The sequence below is a fragment of the Nitrosovibrio sp. Nv6 genome (genome assembly GCF_900110495.1).
GTDB lineage: Bacteria > Pseudomonadota > Gammaproteobacteria > Burkholderiales > Nitrosomonadaceae > Nitrosospira.
The window spans coordinates 1324850-1345640 of the sequence record NZ_FODX01000001.1 but is presented as its reverse complement, the minus strand read 5'-3'; the positions used below and the strand labels follow the sequence as shown (position 1 = coordinate 1345640).

The window sequence follows — 20791 nt, the reverse complement described above, 5'->3', positions numbered from 1 at the left end:
CGGTATTTTACTCATGAATATTACATTGCCGATTTTGCTCATTGAAGACAACCCGATGGATGTGGATCTGACCCGGCGTGCTTTTATTCGGCATAACCTGGCCAATCCGCTTGAAGTGTTACGCGATGGACAGGAAGCGCTCGACTTTATCGTCGGCTGGAGAACAGGAGAACCTGCGCCGTCAGTGATATTGCTGGATTTGAAACTGCCAAAAGTCAGCGGACTTGAGGTCTTGCGAAACATTCGAGCGCATCCCAATCTTGGCACCGTGCCCGTCGTGGTCCTGACATCTTCCGCTGAGGATGCTGATATTCATGAGGCCTATGCGATGGGGGCAAATTCCTACATCGTCAAGCCCGTGGATTTTGAAAAATTTATTGATGTTGCCCGGCAAATCGAGCTCTATTGGACAGTTCTCAATATGCCCTGCTTTTCAAAGCACGTTTAATGAAAGTACTTTACCTGGAGGATAATGCGCTGGATGCCGATCTGGTGCGAATCGAGTTGGAGAAACGCGCACCCGACATTCAGCTGGATACTATCGGTACATTGACCGAGGCACTGGCACGGGTGGATCGATTCCATGAGATTTATGGAACGAGTCTGGAAACGCCGGCAATCGCCAGGGCAGATACCGATACAATTCCTCGCTATGATCTGGTTCTCACCGACCTCCATCTTCCCGACGGTAGCGGTGAAACCCTCTTGACCCGGGTACGTAGCCAGCAGTTGCCGCTTCCTGTAGTAGTCCTCACCGGCTCAAGTTGCGAAAATGTATTGCTGGCATTACTCCGCGCCGGGGCCGACGATTATGTCATAAAACGTGACGGTTTCCTTGAGACGCTGGCTCTCGTGTTGCGTGCCGCACTCGATAAATTCCACACGGAAACCTATCGGCGCGCCGCTGCGCTCAGAATTCTTTACGTCGAGCCGAATGCTCACGATATCTACCTGACGAGGCAGGCGCTGGCTTCCATTGCTTCGCACCTGCAAATTGAATCGCTTCAGTCCGCCGAGGAGGTTTTTAACTACTTTGCCGCACATGATGGAAAGGCCGGCATTGATGTTCTCCTGCTCGACTATCGTTTGCCCGGCGCTTCCGCCACCGATATCCTGAAGGAACTTTGCCAGGTTCGAGGACTTGATCTACCGATCATTCTGGTAACAGGGCAGGATGACGAAGAAATTGCGCGACAGTCTCTCAAACTTGGCGCCGCCGATTATGTGGTAAAAGGCGCAGGCTATCTTCAGCGGTTGCCCACAGTCATCGAAAACGTCTGGCTCAGGGCAGAGTCGGCCCGGAGAGAGCGGGTTTTGCTGGAAGAAAGGACCCGCCTTTTCCTCGCGACGGAAGCCGCCGCAATTGGCATCTGGGAGTGGAATACGGCTACCGATGAGGTTATCTGGGATGATCGTATGTATAAGATTTATGGCGCTCCACTTGGGAGCAAAATCACTTACGAGGTTTGGAAATCCTATACTCATCCCGATGATCTGCGGGAGCAGGAAACACAACTGGAAAGAATAGGCGCAGAGAATGGACGTGAGCAGCTTGATTTCCGGATTATGCGCGGGCACGAAACGGTACGTCATCTTCATATTGCGAAAACGGTGAAGTGGGGAAGAAATGGCAAAGAATTGAAAATAGTAGGCACTGCCATCGACATCACCGAGCGCAAGCAGACGGAACTGGCAATTCAGGAGCACGCCATGCAGCAGGGGCTTATTGCAGCGTTCGGTCAACAGGCGCTTGCCAGCGCTGATCTTGACGAGCTGTGGGACGAGGTGGCCGGCGTTGTGTCTCGCGGGCTTAACGTCGATTTCTGCAAGGTTTTGCAGCTCGCTCCGGATTTGCGTTCCTTTATACTCAAGGCAGGCTCGGGTTGGCGAGACGGCTGGATAGGCCGTCAAATATCGTTCACCTATGAGAACAGCCAGAACCGGTTTGTTCTCGCCAGTCATCAAGCCGTGATCGTCGGAGATTTTCGCTCGGAGATGCGCTTCAAGCCCTCGAATATTCTCAAGGATCATGAGATACGCAGCTGTGCCGATGTACTTATCTCCGGAGCCGGCGGCGCCTATGGTGTCCTCGGCGCATACTCCCGTGATGCCCTCCGCTTCACGTCGGGCAGTATCAATTTTTTGCAGAGCCTCGCGAATGTCCTCGCAACCGCGATTGACCGCAAAACTACCGAGGAACGCCTTACCTATCTGGCTCAGTTCGACCCTCTTACGGAACTGCCCAACCGAAACCTTTTTCTTGATCGCTTACGGCAAGCAATGGAGCAGGCGCAGCGCAACCGCGGACGTGTCGGCGTTGTCTTTGCCGATCTGGACCGTTTCAAGATCGTCAATGACACGATGGGTCACAGCACCGGCGACAAATTGCTGGTTCAGGTTGCGCAACGACTACAGCAGTGCGTGCGCTCATGCGATACGGTTGCTCGCCTTGGGGGGGATGAGTTTGCATTCATTCTTTCGAATCTGGGTCAGGCCGACGACGCAACTTTGGTGGCGGAAAAGGTGATTGCCGGTCTGTCGCTGGTATTCGAGCTGGACGGCCAGGAGATTTATATTTCTGCAAGCCTTGGGATCAGTATCTACCCTGGAGATGGTATCGATGCGGATAGTCTGCTGAGAAATGCCGATACTGCAATGTTTCAGGCCAAGCAGCAGGGCCCTGCGATTTATCAGTTCTACCTGCCTCAGATGAACGAGCGTGCGGTAGCTCGTCTTAAAATTGAAACACAGCTTCGCGGCGCGCTGGCACGGCGCGAATTCGTGCTTCACTATCAGCCGAAGGCAAGTTTAACCAGCGGGGAGATTACGGGTTTTGAGGCGCTGCTGCGCTGGCAGCATCCAGCGCATGGGCTCGTGCCGCCGCTCCAATTCATTTCCGTCCTTGAGGACACCGGCCTGATTGTATCAGTTGGCGAATGGGTAGTACGAACAGTCTGTGAGCAGATCAAAGAATGGCAGGGTCAGGGCCTGGTCCTGCACCCGGTGTCGGTCAATCTGTCGGCGCGGCAGTTTCAGCAACAGGATCTTGATTCGGTTATCGGAAAAACGCTGGAGGTTACAGGGATCGATCCCCGCCTACTCGAGTTTGAGCTGACCGAATCGGTATTGATGAAAGAGGCTGAGACAGCCACCAATGCGCTGCAGAACCTGAAGGCGTTCGGCGTGCAAATCTCAATGGATGACTTTGGCACCGGCTATTCGAGTCTTGCCTACCTCAAGCGGTTTCCACTTGACGTACTCAAGATCGACCGTGCGTTTATTCGTGATGTGACTACCGATCCGGATGACGCAACCATCGCGGTGGCAATGATCAAACTCGCGCACAGCCTGGGGCTGAAGGTGGTAGCCGAGGGTGTCGAAACCAGAGCGCAACTGGATTTTCTGATTGAAAACGGTTGCGACGAAATGCAAGGCTACTATTTCTCACGCCCCCTGCCGCTTGAAAGCGCATCGCAGGCCCTTATCGATGGTTATCGGTTAACGATGAGCGCTCCGGCGATGAATCAATGATACCCCGATACCCCTCGCTACAGTCGCCGCGAATCAACCAGTAGGTAACGTTTTATTCTTGTTGCCAGCGCCCGGTAACCAACGTCGCCATATCCGATAATTTGCGGCTCCGTTTTCCTTTTTCCTCAATAAACAACGTTGCCATCGCCAAAGATGCTCTTTTGCTTAAAGATGAGCCGTTTTGCGCGCCGGCATTGCCATAAAGCTCTTTCCCTATCTCATGATATTTGTTACTTTATCTACCGCAAATTCCCGATCCGCGGGGGGCGGATGAATTTTCCAACAGAGAATGACAAATGAAAAAAATTATCCTGGTGATTTGCGTCATGTTTGGGTTTGCCAGCGGAGCTTCTGCACAGCAAGGGGGGCTGAGTCTCAAATCGCATTCCGCACTGATCATGGATGCTCAGCGCGGGAACATCCTTTTCCACAAAAACCCGGATAATGTGATGCCGATCGCGTCCATTACGAAGCTCATGACGGCGATAGTTGTGCTCGATGCGCAATTGCCGCTGGATGAGAAAATCGTCATAGAAGCGGCCGACATCGATATTATCAAGAATACCCGTTCTCGCTTGCGGGTAGGGGGAAGCCTTACCCGTCAGGAACTGCTCCGCCTGGCGTTGATGTCTTCCGAGAATCGTGCTGCGGCCGCGCTGGGACGTTCATATCCCGGAGGCATCAGCGCCTTCGTTGCAGCTATGAACCGCAAAGCATTCGAGCTTGGCATGGGTAACAGTTATTTTGTCGATTCGACCGGGTTAAATAGCGCCAATGTTTCCACTGCGCGCGATCTGGCAAAAATGGTCAATGCCGCGTACGATTACGATGTCATTCGTGAATTTTCCACCACCGCCGCGCATGAGGTCGCGTTCACGGATGATGACCGCAGCTTGCAATTCGTCAATACAAACCATCTGGTACGCAGCAGTAGCTGGGATATTGGCATTTCAAAAACAGGCTTTCTTAGCGAAGCGGGGCGCTGCCTCGTGATGCAGGCAAATATTACAGGCAAGCAGATCATTATTGTCTTGCTCGACTCCTGGGGAAAGAACTCCCGTATCGGCGATGCTAACCGCATCAGAAAATGGATGGAGATCGGTTTCACCCGCAAGGTTCGCGGTTGATGTATTTTTCGAGGCGGGGCTGCCGGCACGCGTTCCACGTTTTATTTGAACATGGAATCCCGCGGTCCAGGTTCAGAGAGAAACCAATTTCAGTTCTGCTTTTTCGGTTCTTTCACGTCTTGTTCTGTTTACGTGCCGCTGCATCTTGAGGGCTGAAAAGTATCGCAAAACTTTATTTTTTCCGATCGCCCGATTTAACCTTTTCTCCAGGCAAGAATTAGCGTCCAACTGACTGGGTAAGCGAACAACGGCCTGGGAGGAGCTGTTATGCAATTGCAATTGATTGCCGCACTCATCATTGTTTTCCTGATTGTCATGTTTGCGGTACAGAATGCTGTCGCTGTAAGCGTTGTATTTTTTCTTTGGCGGCTCGATGCATCGCTGGCCGTGGTGATTGCCGCATGTTTCGGGCTCGGCGCGCTTATCGGCGCGCTAGTGACGATTCCAACGATGCTGCGTGAACGGATCTCGGCAAGCCGCCTGCATAAACAGATCGAAACATTACGCGCCGAGAATGACAATTTGCGCGTGTTGAAGGAAAGATGAATCCCATTTGCCAAGCCTATAGAGGGAGCCGAACGAGTTTTAACAGAATTCATCAGCATACCTGTTGTGGGTTTAAAGCAACTGGAACGCAAGAATGGCGGTAACAGTGGGCGGAAGCGCGGCGGCCAGTAGACCTAAAGGATGGATCGCTTCATCCTTGAACGAACCTTTGAGTATGGAAAAACCCGCCGGGTTTGGAGCATTGGCAATAACTGTCAGGCCTCCGCCAGTGACGGCTCCGGCAACCAGCGAATATCGGAACTCCGCGCTTGTTCCTTCCAGCAGAGAACCAAGATATGTAAGTGCTGCATTGTCCGTTATCGCTGTCAACAGGGTAGCGCCGAAAAAGAGTACCGTGCTATCCATATCCACCAGCAAGGGCTGCAACCACCACTTCTGCTGTCCCCCAAGAACAACCAGGCCGGCAAGGAAAAAAGCGACCAATAGTCCTTCCCTCAGTATCAGGCGATCCTGGTAGCGCTCGTATGCATGGGTGAAGCCCAGGAAGAAGAGCAGCAGACCGATAAAGACGACCGGGTGATGCGCAAACACTACCACCGCGGCGAGAAACAGCACATGCGCAAGTATCACAAGTAGCGGAACGTCGGCATGGGCAGAACGCTCAGCCTTCTTTAACCCCGACAACTCGCGTTGAAACAGTATAGTGGCGGCCAGCGCATTCACCAGCACCGCGATTGCGGCCTTCCAGCCGAACGTGGTGAACATGAAAATACTGTCCCATCCCCATTTGCCGGCTACCATGAGAACCGGTGGTGCGGCAAAAGATGTCATCGTTCCACCGATTGAGATGTTGACGAACAGCACGCCGAGCGTCGCATATTTGAGACGGGTGGAAATCTCTCTGGAATAATAACGCTCCAGCAGAATCAGTCCGGCCAGCGTCATGGCCGCGGGCTCGGTGATAAATGAGCCAAGCATAGGGACGAACGATAATGTAACGAAGTAGAACGCTTTGCCCTGCTGCCAGGGAATCAGCTGGGCGAGCGTCTTCACGCAAAGCATGGCGAATTGCAGGATCGGCCGGCTGCCCGAGATTACCATGACCGCAAACACGAACATGGGTTCGGTAAAACTCTGCCGATCGAGATAGCTTATGGCGGCCTGCCTACCGTCAGTGATCAGCATCATGATGACGAGGATCATTGCCCAGAAGCCGAAAACCACCTCAACTTCCCCCAGAAAATGCCAGATACCCGCGTGCGCAGGGTGCGTGTGCGCCAGTTGCTCGAAATATTTTGTCGAGAAAGTGTGAATTAGCGCGACGCCGAACAGAAGTGCGCCGATGATCTCAATGGGGGCAGGATTCACTCGTTTGCGGCAGATGCATTGATCTGGCCGGTATTGCTGCTGGGAACGCTCATGTTCACGCCTTCGGAGGGAGCTGCGGATGATATGCCGAGCAGGGGTGTATGCTCAACTGTTCGCTGAATAAGTTATATATCGCGCCTATTTTTTATTGTGTGAGGAATCCGGCGGAAACCTATCGTTCAACTATTACGCAGGGGCCAATGTTTTCGCCCTCTAGTTGAAAAAAACCCCGTCTGAATCTTGAATTTTGCGGTGGTTTTATTTCATGGCCTCAAGGTTGGCCTTTGCATCGGCATTTCCTTGTGCAGCCGCTTTCTCGAACCACTCTTTGGCCTTCGCCTCATCTCTGGGAACGCCTTCACCGGCGTAATACATCACTCCGAGATTGTTTTGCGCATCCACGTTGCCCTGATCAGCCGCTTTCTGAAATAACTCTACCGCTTTGGCCGGGTCTTTGGCGACACCTTCACCATTTGCATACATCAGTCCGAGGTTGAATTGGGCATCCGCATATCCTTGTGCAGCCGATCGGTGAAACCACGCAGCGGCCGTGACCGGGTCATTATTCAGGATTTTGCCTGTAGAGTCTTTGGATATCGCTTCGCCCGTGTAAAACATGACGCCGAGGCCGTTTTGTGCTTTTGCATCTCCAGCCTCCGCATCCTTCCTCAGTTGCAGAAATTTTTCTTCCGGAGTGGCTTCATTCTCCGGCCCCGCAGGCATGATTTCCTGTAATAGTGCCGACTTTTCTTCCGGGGTCAACTCGTTTTCCAATACCGATGGGATATCTTTCTCGGACGTGAATTCATCTGGCAGCTTGGTCGGCGTTTCTGTTTTAGCGGCATTCTCCTGCGCTTTCTCGCCGCAACCTGCGAGCATGAGCATGGGGGCCGCGAGCAATGTCACAATAAGGATATTCATCGAGTACTATGTCCCGTTATGTTTCTTTTCCAGGCTGATTCAACAGTATGGTTGCCCTAAAAGCCGGTGCCTCGATCTCATAGGCTGTAATACATATCAAACTCCACCGGGTGAGTGGTCATGCGAAATCGCGTAACTTCTTCCATTTTGAGCTCGATGTAGCCATCGATCATATCATTCGAAAATACGCCGCCACGGGTAAGGAAATTGCGGTCCTTGTCCAGGCTATCGAGCGCTTCGTCCAGCGAAGCACAGGGATTGGGAATCTTTGCGGCTTCTTCGGGCGGAAGGTCATAGAGATTCTTGTCCATGGGATCACCTGGATGAATCTTGTTCTGGATACCGTCCAGCCCGGCCATCAGTAATGCGGTGAAGGCGAGATAGGGATTCGCAGTGGGATCGGGAAAGCGCACTTCAATGCGCCGTCCCTTGGGACTATTGGCGTAGGGAATACGGACAGCGGCCGAACGATTGCTAACCGAGTAAGCGAGATTGATGGGCGCTTCAAAACCTGGAACCAGGCGCTTGTAGGAATTGGTGCCCGGATTGGTTATGGCATTCAAGGCCTTGGCATGTTTGATGATTCCGCCTATATAGTGCAGCGCCATTTCCGAAAGACCCGCATAACCGTTTCCCGAAAATAAATTCTGTCCGGCTTTCCAGATCGATTGGTGCACATGCATCCCTGAGCCGTTATCGCCGACAATGGGTTTCGGCATGAAAGTCGCTGTTTTTCCGTAAGAGTGTGCAATGTTATGTACCACATATTTGAAAGCCTGGGTCCAGTCGGCCCGCTTCACGAGGCTATTGTATCTGGTACCTATCTCACACTGACCCGCTGTCGCCACTTCGTGATGATGCACCTCGACTTCAATGCCCATTTCTTCCAGCGCAAGACACATGGCGGAGCGAATGTCATGTAGAGAGTCAATCGGGGGAACCGGAAAGTATCCGCCTTTTATGCCTGGACGGTGCCCGATATTGCCCCCCTCGTATTTCTCCGCCGAGCTCCAGGCTGCTTCCTCGGATTCGATTTTCACGGAACAACCCGACATGTCGGCATGCCAGGTCACGGAGTCGAAAATGAAGAATTCAGGCTCAGGGCCGAAATAGGCGGTGTCACCGATGCCCGTCGACTTCAGATAGGCTTCACCGCGCTTTGCGAGCGAGCGAGGGTCGCGGTCATAACCCTTGCCGTCTGAAGGTTCCACCACATCGCACGTTATGAACAGTGTGGCTTCGTCCATGAACGGATCCATTTTGGCCGTGTCGGGGTCAGGTATCAGCAACATGTCGGATGCCTGGATACCTTTCCAGCCAGCAATGGAAGAGCCGTCGAACGCGTGGCCGTCTTCGAGCTTATCCGCGTCAACAGCGTGAGCGGGCAGCGTTACATGCTGTTCTTTACCGCGGGTATCGGTAAATCGTAGATCAACGAATCTCACTTCGTTGTCCTGAATCATTTTCAGAACATCGGCTACCGCCATTTTTCTCTCCAAACCGGGATTGCAGTTGTACGAAAATACTCTAATTGCTGGAGTAGTTGCAAAGCGTAGCATTATATCAGCAGGAGCGCCGCCATTTCTTCAAGAAGAAAATACCGCGAAGCATTCAGAGAGAGGTCTTGCATACAAGGGACAAAAGTTTTAAGCAAACACCAGCTTGAAAATGGATTACCATTGCTTTTTCAATTCGATATTATGGGAAACCATATGGAAACCATTACTGCAATACTCGAAAGGGCGCAGCAACGCGCCAGGGAAATGGATTTACCCTATGAAGGCGCACTGCTGCCAGCTGAAGCGCTTACTCTGCTGCAGGAAGCGCCCGACGCGAAATTGGTGGATGTACGCTCCCGGGCTGAATGGGATTGGGTTGGCAGAATACCGGGCGCGGTCGAAATCGAATGGCAGTCCTATCCTGGCATGCGGCCCAACGCGGATTTTCTCAACTATCTCTCCAGCCAGGTGGACAAGGAATCGCTTGTGATGTTCATCTGCCGCAGTGGCGGACGTTCGCATCAGGCTGCCGCTACCGCCACCGAATTGGGTTATGCGAACTGCTTTAATATTCTCGAAGGTTTTGAAGGCGAGAAAGATGCAACCGGGCACCGCGGCACGAAAGGCGGATGGAAGGCGGCAGGCTTGCCATGGGTCCAGGGATGATCTGGGAGGGCAGAATGAGAAGCGCGGATTAGACTGCCGCCGACCATTTGACGACGCCGGAGTAGGCTGTGATAAGCACAATAATCCCGAATCCGATGCGATACCATGCAAACACGGTGAAATCATGGTGACTGATAAAACGCAATAATCCGCGTACCGCCAATAGCGCGCTGATGAACGAGGCGACAAAGCCGACAACGAATACGCCAATATCATCGAAATGGAGGATGTTGTGATTTTTGTATATATCGTAGAAGGTGGCCGCGAACATAATAGGGATGGCCAGAAAAAAAGAAAACTCGGTGGCGGCCTTACGGGATAAACCAAAAAATAGGCCACCAATAATGGTAGCACCCGAGCGTGAGGTTCCAGGTATCAGCGCCAGGCACTGCATCAATCCCACCTTCAGCGCATGTCTCCAGTCCATATCTTCCACTCGCTCGACATCCACCACATGATTTCTGCGCTCCGCCCACAGAATCAATACCCCGCCGATGATAAATGCCATTGCTACAGGCACCGGATGAAACAGATATTGCTTGATGGTCTTGATGAACAATAAACCCAGAATCGCGGCGGGTAGAAAAGCAATGAATAGGTTTAACACAAAGCGGTTCGCATCCTGCCGCGAACCGATATCACCGATTACATGTCCGATCTTGACGCGATATTCCCAGCATACGGCCAGAATTGCGCCCAACTGAATGACGATTGCGAATACTTTTCCCTTTTCGTCATTGAAGTCGAGCAAGTCACTTGCCAGGATCAGATGGCCGGTAGAGGAAATCGGGAGAAATTCGGTCAGTCCTTCGACAATGCCGAGGATCAGGGCCTTAAAGAGCAGAAACCAATCCATAGGCGATTATCCGGCAGAAGGCATTTGGCGGCGGATAAGCATGCATGAACGGGGAGAAGTGAAGGTAGTACCAGGCAATGGACTTTTCCCAGTGGCGAAACGCAGGCCGCGATTAACCGGCTGCTTATTTTTTCGGACATTATCGCACTGAACTGCGCTTTAGGCTCAAGATACTTATAAACGGCAGGTTGTAGGGATCTTCTCGCTGGCAACAGCAATCGTTTCCGATGATTTGTTCCCACCGGTTCTCGCGATTTGGCGCGACTACTGTGGGGGATTGCAATTACAGCTTGCTATAAATCTCCGCTCCTTTAGCCACAAATTCGTTAGCTTTGTCTTCCATGCCTTTTTTCAAGGCCTCGTGTTCACTCACGCCTTGGCTAGCGGCGAAATCGCGCACATCCCGGGTTATTTTCATCGAGCAGAAATGGGGGCCGCACATGGAGCAGAAGTGCGCGAGCTTGGCGCCCTCCTGCGGCAAGGTTTCGTCGTGAAACTGTTTTGCCTTGTCGGGATCAAGCCCAAGATTGAATTGGTCATCCCATCGAAACTCGAAGCGGGCTTTTGAAAGCGCGTTATCGCGCATTTGGGCGCCTGGATGGCCCTTTGCCAGGTCTGCCGCGTGGGCGGCAATTTTATAGGTAATAATACCGTCTTTTACATCATCCTTATCCGGCAGGCCAAGGTGTTCCTTGGGCGTAACATAACATAGCATCGCTGTGCCGTACCAGCCGATCATCGCCGCGCCGATTGCGGATGTAATATGATCGTAGCCAGGCGCGATGTCGGTCGTGAGCGGGCCCAATGTATAAAAAGGGGCTTCGGCACAGTATTTCAACTGCATATCCATGTTCTCCTTGATGAGATGCATGGGAACATGGCCGGGGCCCTCTATCATCACCTGCACGTCGTGCTTCCACGCGACCTGCGTCAATTCGCCGAGGGTTTCCAGTTCTGCGAACTGGGCTTCATCGTTGGCGTCGTGTATCGAACCTGGACGCAAACCGTCGCCCAGAGAAAAGCTTACGTCGTAAGCCTTCATGATTTCGCAGATTTCCTCGAAGCGGGTGTACAGAAAACTCTCCTTGTGATGCGCCAGACACCACTTCGCCATGATCGAACCGCCGCGTGAAACAATGCCGGTCAATCGTTTTGCCGTCATCGGAACATAGGCGAGGCGCACACCTGCATGGATGGTGAAGTAATCGACACCCTGCTCGGCCTGCTCAATGAGGGTGTCGCGAAAGATTTCCCACGTCAAATCTTCCGCCTTGCCATCGACTTTTTCCAGCGCCTGATAAATAGGCACCGTGCCAATGGGAACCGGACTATTTCGGATTATCCACTCCCGTGTTTCGTGAATATTCTTGCCGGTCGAAAGATCCATGACCGTATCACCGCCCCATCGGATGGCCCAGGTCATCTTCTCGACTTCTTCTTGGATGCTCGAACCGAGTGCCGAATTACCGATGTTCGCATTGATCTTCACCAGGAAATTGCGCCCGATGATCATCGGTTCGGATTCGGGATGGTTGACGTTGACCGGAATGATGGCGCGTCCCCGCGCCACCTCATCGCGTACAAATTCGGGCGTGATATGCTGGGGCAGCGATGCGCCGAAATCATGGCCCGGATGCTGGCGCATGAGTAATTCCCGCTGCTGATGAACCAGGTGTTCGCAACGCTGGTTTTCGCGTATCGCTACAAATTCCATTTCCGGCGTGATAATCCCGCGGCGGGCATAGTGCATTTGCGTCACGTTTGCCCCTGCTCTACCGCAACGGGGTTGGCGTTTCAGATCGAAGCGCATTTCCGCGAGCCTGGGATCGGCCAGACGTTGTCGGCCATAGGCGGAAGCAGGGGCGGAAAGAATTTCTGTGTCCCCCCGCTCATCTATCCATTTTTCGCGCAACGGAGCCAAGCCCGAACGGATATCTATTTTTGTTTCAGGGTCGGTATACGGCCCGGACGTGTCATAAACATAAAGCGGCGGATTTTTTTCCGTACCCATGCTGGCCGGTGTATCGGATTGGCTGATTTCCCGCATTGGCACCTGTATATCCGCGCGGGAGCCGTTTACATAGACTTTTCGTGATTGTGGCAGAGGCTTGACCGCCCCTTCGTCAACATGGGCGGTCTTACTCGAAAATGGCGACGGAAATTGCGCCGCGTTCGAAACTGTTGCATTCATAATACGCTCCTTGAGTGCCATAAAGGAGCGGGACGGCTAGTTCCCAGCTTCCCTACGGCGGCATTATCCGTGTCAGGTAGAGGAACCTCTGAATAAGTCTCACGCGGGCGCGACGCCGGCTTTACGGGATGGGATGAGCGAAAGGCGACGACGTGAATGGCGATCCCCTTCGCTAGGAGCCTGACAACGCAGACCGCCCGCAAAGCCGACGTCCCATTGGGTTGTGGCAAAATCGGGCGCTCACCGCGTTGCGCTCCTTGGCATCGTAGGCTAACTACGACCTGCGTCGTGCGCCTTGTGAGCATCCCGATTTTGCCGCAACGCGCTCCACGTGGGACTTATTCAGAGGTTCCATAAGGGACTATCTCACCGGTTGCCGGACGATTCCGGAAACGGACCCCTAGCTGCTGCTGTGAAGCTAACGGAAATGTGGAATAATTGCAAGTTTGTTATGACATTTCATATAGGGCATAGGCTGGACATGGATCTCGAACAAAGCCGGTTTAACATGGTGGAGCAGCAAATTCGTACATGGGAAGTGCTGGACCAGGAAATTCTCAAATTATTATTCGAGGTGCGGCGTGAGGAATTTGTCCCTGCGGCTTACCGTTCGCTTGCATTTGTAGATATGGAAATCCCGCTGGGATACGGTGAGGTGATGCTGGCCCCCAAGCTGGAAGCGCGCATTCTGCAGGAAGTGCAGGTAAAAAAAACCGACAGGATTCTGGAGGTGGGCAGCGGCAGCGGTTATCTGACGGCATTGCTCGCCAGGACGGGCGAGCATGTTTACAGCGTAGAAATAGTGCCGGAACTGAAAGCCATGGCGGAAAAAAACCTTTATGCTCATGACATCGCCAATGTAACGCTGGAAACTGGAGATGCGGCGCGCGGCTGGCCCCGGCACGGACCCTATGACGTAATCGTGCTGACGGGATCCACCCCGGTTTTACCGGAGGCGTTTCAGAATACACTCAAAGCGGGTGGACGCCTGTTCGCAGTGGTTGGCGATGTGCCGGTGATGCAGGCCATGCTCGTCACTTGCGTGAAACCGGAAGAAGAAGACGGAGCAGGGGCATATAACGCCGTCGGCTTGTTCGAGACATGCATAACGCCGCTCAAAAACGCAGAGCAGCCGACGAGATTCACATTTTAGTCTTCCGGATCAATCCACGAATTACAAGCAAATCCGGCCGGTCTATTGCGCTGGTTTATTGCGTCATTGCTTAGGCCAGGTTCAAATCGGCAATAATCTCTCGTCCGACTGAGTAAGGCAATCTGGAATCAAAGTGAAAATTCCGCAATACATTTACGCGATATTGATTGCCGGAGCGGCTTTGCATACTCCGCTTCATGCAGCTGACCTGATGGAAATTTATCGCGAAGCGCTGGAACAGGACGCAGCGTATAGCGCCGCGCGCTACGCGAACCAGGCAGCGCAGGAAAAACTGCCGCAGGGTCGAGCCGGGTTGCTCCCCACTGTCACACTCGCGGGCGTGCGCCGGAGACAATATATAGATATAGAACGAGTCGGAGGACTCCCACTCGGAGGTATCGCGGTCAGGCCGTCTGAAGTGGTCATTGATAACCAGAGCCTGACTATCACGGCAACACAACCGATTTACCGCAAGGAAAATTTCGCTATTTATGAGCAATCCAAACTTCAGGTTGCGCAGGCGGATTCGCAATTCATCATTGCGGCTCAGGATCTGATACTGCGTGTGGCGCAGGCATATTTTGACATACTGGCCGCCCAAGTGAATGTAGAGGTGGCGGAGGCGCAGAAAAAGGCGATTGGAGAGCAGTTGGAGCAGGCGAAGCGCAACTTTCAGGTAGGTACAGCGACTGTCGTCGATACTTATGAGGCCCAGGCTCGCTTCGATTTAACGACGTCGCAGGAAATTGCCGCCAAAAACGACCTGGAGATACGAAAACGCACCCTGCAACAGATTATCGGCCGCATGCCCGACGATCTCGTACGTCCAGACGAATTTACATCCGATCTGCTTACCTTGAAGTATACGAACATGCAGGATTGGGTCAATGTAGCCGAACAGAACAACCTTGCGTTGAAAGTCCAGCAGGCGGTATATGAAATCGCAAAAAAAGACGTGGAACGAGCCAAGGCAGGGCATTATCCAACCCTCGATCTGGTAGCAATATATAGCGACCAGAAAGGCGTCGGCGGCACGATTACCGGTCGCCCGATCGACCTGACTTCAAAGGAAATAGGAGTTCAGCTCAGCTTCCCGCTATTCCAGGGCTTTGCAGTGCAATCGCGTGTACGCGAAGCGCTGGCTACCCAGGAAAAAGTACTCCAGGACCTGAACAATACCCGGCGCAACAGTGTGCTTCAAGTGAGCCAGCAGTACCTTAACGTCACCAACGGCATTGCCCAGGTGAACGCGCTGAAGCAGGCTCTCGTATCGAGTCAGAGCCAGGTAGATTCCACCAAGCTTGGACAGGAAGTGGGTGTCAGGACCGAGGTGGATGTATTGAATGCCCAGCATCTGTTTTATTCCGCGCGACGGGACCTTGCACAGGCGCGTTACAATTTTCTCATGTCGAGATTGAGATTGGAGGCCGAGGCTGGAGAACTGGATGAGGAAGATTTGCGGGAGATAAATGCGGTATTGTTGCAATAACTTCTTCTAATCGGATTGCTGCGGCCATCGATTGATCCGGCGGGGAGTGTGGTCATAAATATCGGGTAGCTTGAGCAATCTCCGATACGTGGATCTCCAAAAGAGATTTCAAACTGACTCTCCCTACTGCGTTGACGCACAATCAGTTGAGTGTTAGATTTTCCATGGGCGAAGTTGCAAGCTTCGCGCGATTTCGGCCGTTTCGCAAGCTTGGGATAGACCCGGCTGCATGGACAGTTAAACTTCGCAACCGGAATCAACTTATTCCCCGGGAAGGCCTTACCAGTTTGAGAATAGTTGCAATGCCGAGGCTATCGGATAAGCTCGCTATTGGAATACTGGTAATCTAAACTTAAATTCCGCAGTGATACGGATACGTGCTTTGAGCGGAGCATTGCCGTCGAGACAATGCGGGAACGAGCGCAAGCGCGGTCTTCAACACTCACACGTCGCTGCGCCACTTTACTTTCAAATCGAATACACGCAGCGTGGCAGCTATGAAGCCAACCATGAACCAGCCGGCCTTATCTGATTCATACCGGAATCGGCCGCCCATCCTTTCGAGTGGAGATCGACCTTCGGGCGTCCGGGACACCCGGCCGACGGAAACCGACAAAGGCGTATTGGACGTCAAGACTTTCGATGCGATTGAAACAGACCAATTATTCGATTCGATCAATCATGCCGTCACTCATGCCGGACAATCGGTGCTTTACCGCTCACTGGCGCGGCCCGGTACGGATGCCGGAGTGACGCGAAAAAAGCAGGAGGCTTTACGGGAGTTGGAATCAAATCCCGGTTTACGGGAAGCGCTGAAGCGTTTTATCGGGGAGATGGTGCAGGGGGAGAAATCCCTTTATGAGTTACTCTATGGCACCTTCACCGGTGGTTTGGCCGTTGGCAATTCCAGAGGCGGTAAAGATGAAATGGAGTTCAGCGGTTATGGGTATCACCAATTTATCGATGGTACCGGATTCGTGATCGATCTGGTCGAGGCGGTGCAAACGTTGCCACAGCCGCAGAGCTCGTATCTCCAGGACTTGTTCAATGCGATTCGTGACTTCGGGAACTCTCGTATCTACTCGCTGATACGGGGGCCGGTCTATCCGGTGGAAGGAAAGTTCAAGACACGGGAAGAAAAGCCGCGCTATTTTCCCATTCCACGCTTCAGGCCCTCAATGGTCAAACCTGTTCCGATGTTTGGCGCCCTGGGTGCGATCGGCGCCGCTCTTTATTTTTTTCAGAATGTATTGGCCGCTTTTGGAATCGGCTACCTGGGGTATGGAGTACTCGTGCTGGCGGTACCGATTCTACCGGTCGTCCTGATAGCCATTGCCGGCTCCGATCGTGATTCCGTCATCTATCCGTTACGAAAGCTGTTCAAGCACAGCCCTGAACTCGCACGCTTGCTGGAAACGTTTGGCATGATCGACGAGATTTTGTCATTCCATCGCTATTCGCAGGTTTTTGGCGGCAAGATGGCGTTGCCCGAGATACTCGAAAGCGAACGGCACTCCCTTGTTGTTACCGAAGCAAGAAATCCGCTGCTTGGCAGAGCGAATCCCAACTACGTGCCGAACGATATTTTACTCGACGACGCGGGGCGACTGCTGGTCATCACGGGACCGAATAGCGGCGGCAAGACCGCGTACTGTAAAACAGTGGTCCAGCTTCAGTTACTGGGGCAGATCGGTTGCTACATTCCCGCTGCTGATGCCCGCCTGGTGCTTGCGGAGCATATTTTTTACCAGGTCCCGGACCCCGGACATCTGGATGAGGGCATAGGACGTTTTGGCCATGAACTGAAACGCACGCGCGAGATTTTCTTCTCTTCCACGCCCCGGAGTCTCGTCGTGCTGGACGAGCTGTCGGAAGGCACGACCTTTGAAGAGAAAATGGAGCTTTCGGAGTATGTATTGGCAGGTTTTTACGAACTTGGAGCAAGTACATTGCTTGTTACCCACAACCACGAGCTATGCGAGCGCCTGCAGAGCAAGGGAATCGGCCGTTACCTGCAGGGCGAGTTTCTGCCTCAGGGCCCGACTTATCGTCTGATCCCGGGTGTATCGCGGGTGAGCCATGCCGACCGCGTAGCCGCCGCCCTGGGTTTCAGCAAGGAGGACGTGGAGAAGCATCTTGCCACACGTCGTACTTGAGACTAGCAGCCTGTGGGACTTGAAGAATCGAAGCGAAAAAGTGACTGGGTGAGGACAGATTTTGAGGATTTTGAAGGCCAATAGTTATTCTATTGGCCGAAAAAGCGGCGAAATATGGACCAGCCAGACGCTTTTGCAGCCGATTTTCTTTAAGTCCGACAGGCTGCTAAGCAAGGGTCATGGTATTTGGTCGCCGTTCAGGGCCATAGACATGGGTAACCTCGGCACCCTTCGATTTTGTTCCATACTATCCTGATGTTGTTGCTTGAATTACCCTCAATCGCCACGTCTAAAATCGAATAAATGTAAAAGCTGTGGAGCACCACAACAATGCGAGTTCAATCGCGGCTTCAGATTCCTTAAAGGAATTTGAGAGCTGGATAAGGAGGCATGATGAAATCATTGGTTACGGGTGCAAACGGATTTGTAGGCTCGGCGGTAGCACGCTGCTTACTTAGTGCAGGTCACGAGGTGCGGTGCCTGGTCAGGCCAGGAAGTGACCGGAGAAACCTCGAAAATCTACCTGTTGAAATTTCGGAGGGCGATTTGCGTTCCGCCCCGTCTTTGAAACGTGCGGTCGCCGGTTGTGACAGTTTATTTCATGTTGCCGCGGATTATCGTCTCTGGGTGCCGAATCCGGAAACCATGTATGACATCAACGTAAAGGGAACCCAGGCGCTGATACTCGCTGCGGCCGAAGCTGGAATGAAACGGATGGTCTATACCAGCAGCGTGGCAACGCTGGGAACGAGCCAGAACGGTAACCTTGCCAACGAAGATACGCCTTCGAACCTCTTATCCATGACAGGTCACTACAAGCGGTCAAAATTCATGGCGGAACAAGTCGTTCAGCAGATGACCAACGAACATAAGCTGCCTCTGGTCATAGTGAACCCTTCTACCCCGATAGGACCCCGTGATATCAAGCCCACGCCGACAGGACGTATAGTGGTTGATACCTTATGCGGCCGAATGCCTGCCTATGTTAATACGGGCTTGAATATTGCTCATGCGGATGACATTGCATATGGACATCTTCTGGCTTACGCGCATGGAAAACCGGGAGAGCGTTATATTCTGGGCGGCGAAAACATGACTTTATTACAAATATTGCAAATGATCGACGAGATAAGCGGCAAGCGGACAAAGCGATTTAATCTTCCCGTCAAACTGGTGTTGCCGGCTGCGTGGATAATGGAAAAAATGGCAATGGTCACGCATGTTGAGCCGCGTGCAACGGTGGATACCGTATGCATGGCAAAGAAAATAATGTTCTACTCCAGTGACAAGGCCGTACGCGAACTGGGTTACCGATACCGGCCAGCGGCGGAAGCGCTTGAAGACGCGATGATCTGGTTTCAAGCCAACGGTTATTGCGGCCAAAACTCCATTCGCTGAGGAAACCGGTCTTTCAACGTAATGGTTTTTTGCTATTTGACGACCTCGAAACCGGCATCCTCGATAGCCTCCTTCAACTGAGTTGTCCCGCCCATGGCAGCATCGTACTGAACCGTGACCTGGCCTTGCTCCAGGGAAACGTCTGCACTGCTTACGCCGGGGATTTTCTCCAGGACATTTTTTACACTGTTGACACAACCCATGCAGGTCATGCCTTTAACTTTAATGGTTTCAGTTTGCATTTGCTTATGCTCCTTTCAGTACCGATAACGCTTGATTAAACCCGCCTCCGCCTCCCCGCGCTTCAATAATAATACCAAATCGGCGGCGCCCCTCATACCGAACAGCGAACTCATGGGCATTACTGCACTGGCGCAGCGACGTGTTCGGGGTGTCTAATTTTCCTGCCTAAGTTGTGGAAACAGAATCACATCACGAATGCTGGGGCTATCCGTAAATAGCATCACCAGTCGGTCTATACCGATACCTTCACCGGCAGCGGGGGGCAGGCCGTATTCAAGAGCGTGGATAAAGTCGGCGTCGTAGTGCATGGCCTCAACATCCCCTGCTTCCTTGGCATTGGCTTGTTCGAGGAAGCGCGCCGCCTGATCCTCCGGGTCGTTCAATTCAGAAAATCCGTTAGCGATTTCGCGTCCGGCAATGTAAAGCTCAAACCGGTCGGTTACCGCAGGGTTGATGTCGTTGCGCCTTGCAAGGGGCGAAACCTCGGCAGGGTAATCGACGATGAAAACAGGCTCAAATAGCAAGTGCTCCGTGGTTTCATCAAACAACGCAAGCTGCAATCCACCGATTCCATCTTCCGGTTTGCAAGTAATTCCAAGCGCGTGCAGCGTGTTGATCAGGAATGATCGATCGCCAAGTTGCGTACCGGTATATTCCGGGTGAAATTTCTGAATTGCTTGAGTAATGGTGAGCCGCGCGAATGGTTGTGCAAGATCGATTTCGCGTCCCTGGTAGCTCACTCTGGTCGTGCCTAAAACCTTTACCGCTAATTCCCGCAGCATGGTTTCGGTGAGATCCATTAAATAAGTGTAATCCTGGTAGGCTTCGTAAAATTCCAGCATGGTGAATTCGGGATTGTGGCGAGTGGAAATTCCTTCATTCCTGAAACTGCGATTGATTTCGAACACTCTTTCCATACCGCCAATCATCAGGCGCTTCAAGTAGAGCTCCGGCGCGATGCGCAGATACAACTGCATATCCAGCGCATTGTGGTGAGTGACGAAAGGCCGTGCCGCGGCGCCGCCGGGAATCGGATGCATCATTGGCGTCTCTACTTCCAGATAGCCGCGCCCGACCAGAAATTCGCGAATGGATTGGATGATTCTGGATCGTGTAATAAATACTTTGCGGCTATTTTCGTTAGTGATGAGGTCCAGATAACGCTGGCGGTATTTCTGCTCCTGGTCAGTCAGGCCATGGAACTTCTCCGGTAGCGGGCGCAGTGATTTTGTGAGCAAACGCAAATTCGTGACGCGTACCGACAGTTCGCCGGTCCTGGTTCTGAATAGCGTGCCACCGGCACCCAATATATCCCCTAGATCATAGTGCTTGAATGCATCGTGAACCTCTGTACCGGCCGTGTCGTTGGCGATGTAAAGCTGGATGCGCCCACTCATATCCTGAATCGTGGCAAAGCTTGCTTTGCCCATCACGCGCTTCAGCATCATGCGTCCGGCCACGTTTACAACCCTCGGCTCTGCTTCCAGCATTTCATTGGAATGCTCCCCATATTGCTGGTGAAGATCCGATGAAAAATCTTCGCGGCGAAAGTCATTGGGAAAGGCATTACCCGCTTTACGCAGTACATCCAGCTTGGAACGGCGATCTTCGACGAGTTTGATCTCTGCGTGAAGCCGATCGAGCGTTTCATCCAGGCTTTTCTCTAAAGCATCTTCCGTCACTATC

The 20791-nt window shown here is 52.6% G+C and carries 16 protein-coding genes; 9 read left to right on the top strand and 7 right to left on the bottom strand.

The window, feature by feature from the left end:
* Positions 1-13: 13 nt before the first annotated feature.
* The 4 genes from BMX66_RS06500 (at position 14) to BMX66_RS06485 (ending at position 5204) form a co-directional block, all read left to right on the top strand.
* Entirely contained in the window at positions 14-448 is a 435-nt protein-coding gene (locus tag BMX66_RS06500; RefSeq protein ID WP_090879467.1) for a response regulator, read from the top strand.
* Positions 448-3531 (top strand): EAL domain-containing protein, encoded by a 3084-nt coding sequence (locus tag BMX66_RS06495; protein ID WP_090879464.1) that lies wholly within the window; start codon positions 448-450, stop codon positions 3529-3531. The genes BMX66_RS06500 and BMX66_RS06495 overlap by 1 nt, the downstream gene beginning before the upstream one ends.
* A 296-nt stretch (positions 3532-3827) precedes the next feature.
* Positions 3828-4658 (top strand): D-alanyl-D-alanine endopeptidase, encoded by an 831-nt coding sequence (gene pbpG, locus BMX66_RS06490; RefSeq protein ID WP_090879461.1) that lies wholly within the window; start codon positions 3828-3830, stop codon positions 4656-4658.
* A 267-nt stretch (positions 4659-4925) separates the two neighbouring features.
* On the top strand, positions 4926-5204 hold the full coding sequence (locus tag BMX66_RS06485) for a LapA family protein (RefSeq protein ID WP_090879458.1): 279 nt from the start codon (positions 4926-4928) through the stop codon (positions 5202-5204).
* Positions 5205-5276: 72 nt separating this feature from the next.
* Here BMX66_RS06485 and BMX66_RS06480 read toward each other — a convergent pair whose 3' ends face one another.
* The 3 genes from BMX66_RS06480 to glnA all read right to left on the bottom strand — a co-directional run bounded on the left by BMX66_RS06480 (position 5277) and on the right by glnA (position 8941).
* Positions 5277-6533, bottom strand: a complete 1257-nt coding sequence (locus BMX66_RS06480; protein ID WP_090879455.1) for a putative Na+/H+ antiporter — start codon at positions 6531-6533, stop codon at positions 5277-5279.
* 258 nt (positions 6534-6791) lie between these two features.
* Positions 6792-7454, bottom strand: a complete 663-nt coding sequence (locus tag BMX66_RS06475) for a tetratricopeptide repeat protein (protein ID WP_090879452.1) — start codon at positions 7452-7454, stop codon at positions 6792-6794.
* A gap of 77 nt (positions 7455-7531) precedes the next feature.
* Positions 7532-8941, bottom strand: coding sequence for a type I glutamate--ammonia ligase (gene glnA / locus BMX66_RS06470; RefSeq protein ID WP_090879449.1), 1410 nt, complete (start codon positions 8939-8941; stop codon positions 7532-7534).
* Between the two features lie 225 nt (positions 8942-9166).
* Between glnA and BMX66_RS06465 the strand changes: the two genes are divergently transcribed.
* A complete protein-coding gene (locus BMX66_RS06465) occupies positions 9167-9619 on the top strand; it encodes a rhodanese-like domain-containing protein (protein ID WP_090879446.1) in 453 nt (150 codons plus the stop codon).
* 28 nt (positions 9620-9647) lie between these two features.
* On the opposite strand, the gene BMX66_RS06460 is transcribed toward BMX66_RS06465, so the two are convergent.
* Together BMX66_RS06460 and thiC are read right to left on the bottom strand one after the other, a co-directional pair.
* Positions 9648-10475, bottom strand: a complete 828-nt coding sequence (locus BMX66_RS06460) for an undecaprenyl-diphosphate phosphatase (RefSeq protein WP_090879443.1) — start codon at positions 10473-10475, stop codon at positions 9648-9650.
* A gap of 283 nt (positions 10476-10758) precedes the next feature.
* A complete protein-coding gene (gene thiC / locus BMX66_RS06455; protein WP_090879981.1) occupies positions 10759-12666 on the bottom strand; it encodes a phosphomethylpyrimidine synthase ThiC in 1908 nt (635 codons plus the stop codon).
* 481 nt (positions 12667-13147) lie between these two features.
* Here thiC and BMX66_RS06450 point away from each other — a divergent pair, with 481 nt between their 5' ends.
* From BMX66_RS06450 to hpnA, 4 genes are all read left to right on the top strand, one after another.
* Positions 13148-13819, top strand: a complete 672-nt coding sequence (locus tag BMX66_RS06450) for a protein-L-isoaspartate O-methyltransferase family protein (protein WP_090879978.1) — start codon at positions 13148-13150, stop codon at positions 13817-13819.
* 133 nt (positions 13820-13952) lie between these two features.
* A complete protein-coding gene (locus tag BMX66_RS06445) occupies positions 13953-15308 on the top strand; it encodes a TolC family outer membrane protein (protein WP_177168732.1) in 1356 nt (451 codons plus the stop codon).
* A gap of 509 nt (positions 15309-15817) precedes the next feature.
* On the top strand, positions 15818-17464 hold the full coding sequence (locus BMX66_RS06440; RefSeq protein WP_090879440.1) for a MutS-related protein: 1647 nt from the start codon (positions 15818-15820) through the stop codon (positions 17462-17464).
* Between the two features lie 390 nt (positions 17465-17854).
* Positions 17855-18862: a hopanoid-associated sugar epimerase gene (gene hpnA, locus BMX66_RS06435; protein WP_255398828.1), complete on the top strand. Its 1008-nt coding sequence runs from the start codon at positions 17855-17857 to the stop codon at positions 18860-18862.
* Between the two features lie 32 nt (positions 18863-18894).
* On the opposite strand, the gene BMX66_RS06430 is transcribed toward hpnA, so the two are convergent.
* Together BMX66_RS06430 and lysS are read right to left on the bottom strand one after the other, a co-directional pair.
* On the bottom strand, positions 18895-19104 hold the full coding sequence (locus tag BMX66_RS06430) for a heavy-metal-associated domain-containing protein (RefSeq protein ID WP_090879437.1): 210 nt from the start codon (positions 19102-19104) through the stop codon (positions 18895-18897).
* Between the two features lie 153 nt (positions 19105-19257).
* Positions 19258-20790 (bottom strand): lysine--tRNA ligase, encoded by a 1533-nt coding sequence (lysS, locus tag BMX66_RS06425; protein WP_369826966.1) that lies wholly within the window; start codon positions 20788-20790, stop codon positions 19258-19260.
* Position 20791: the final 1 nt, after the last annotated feature.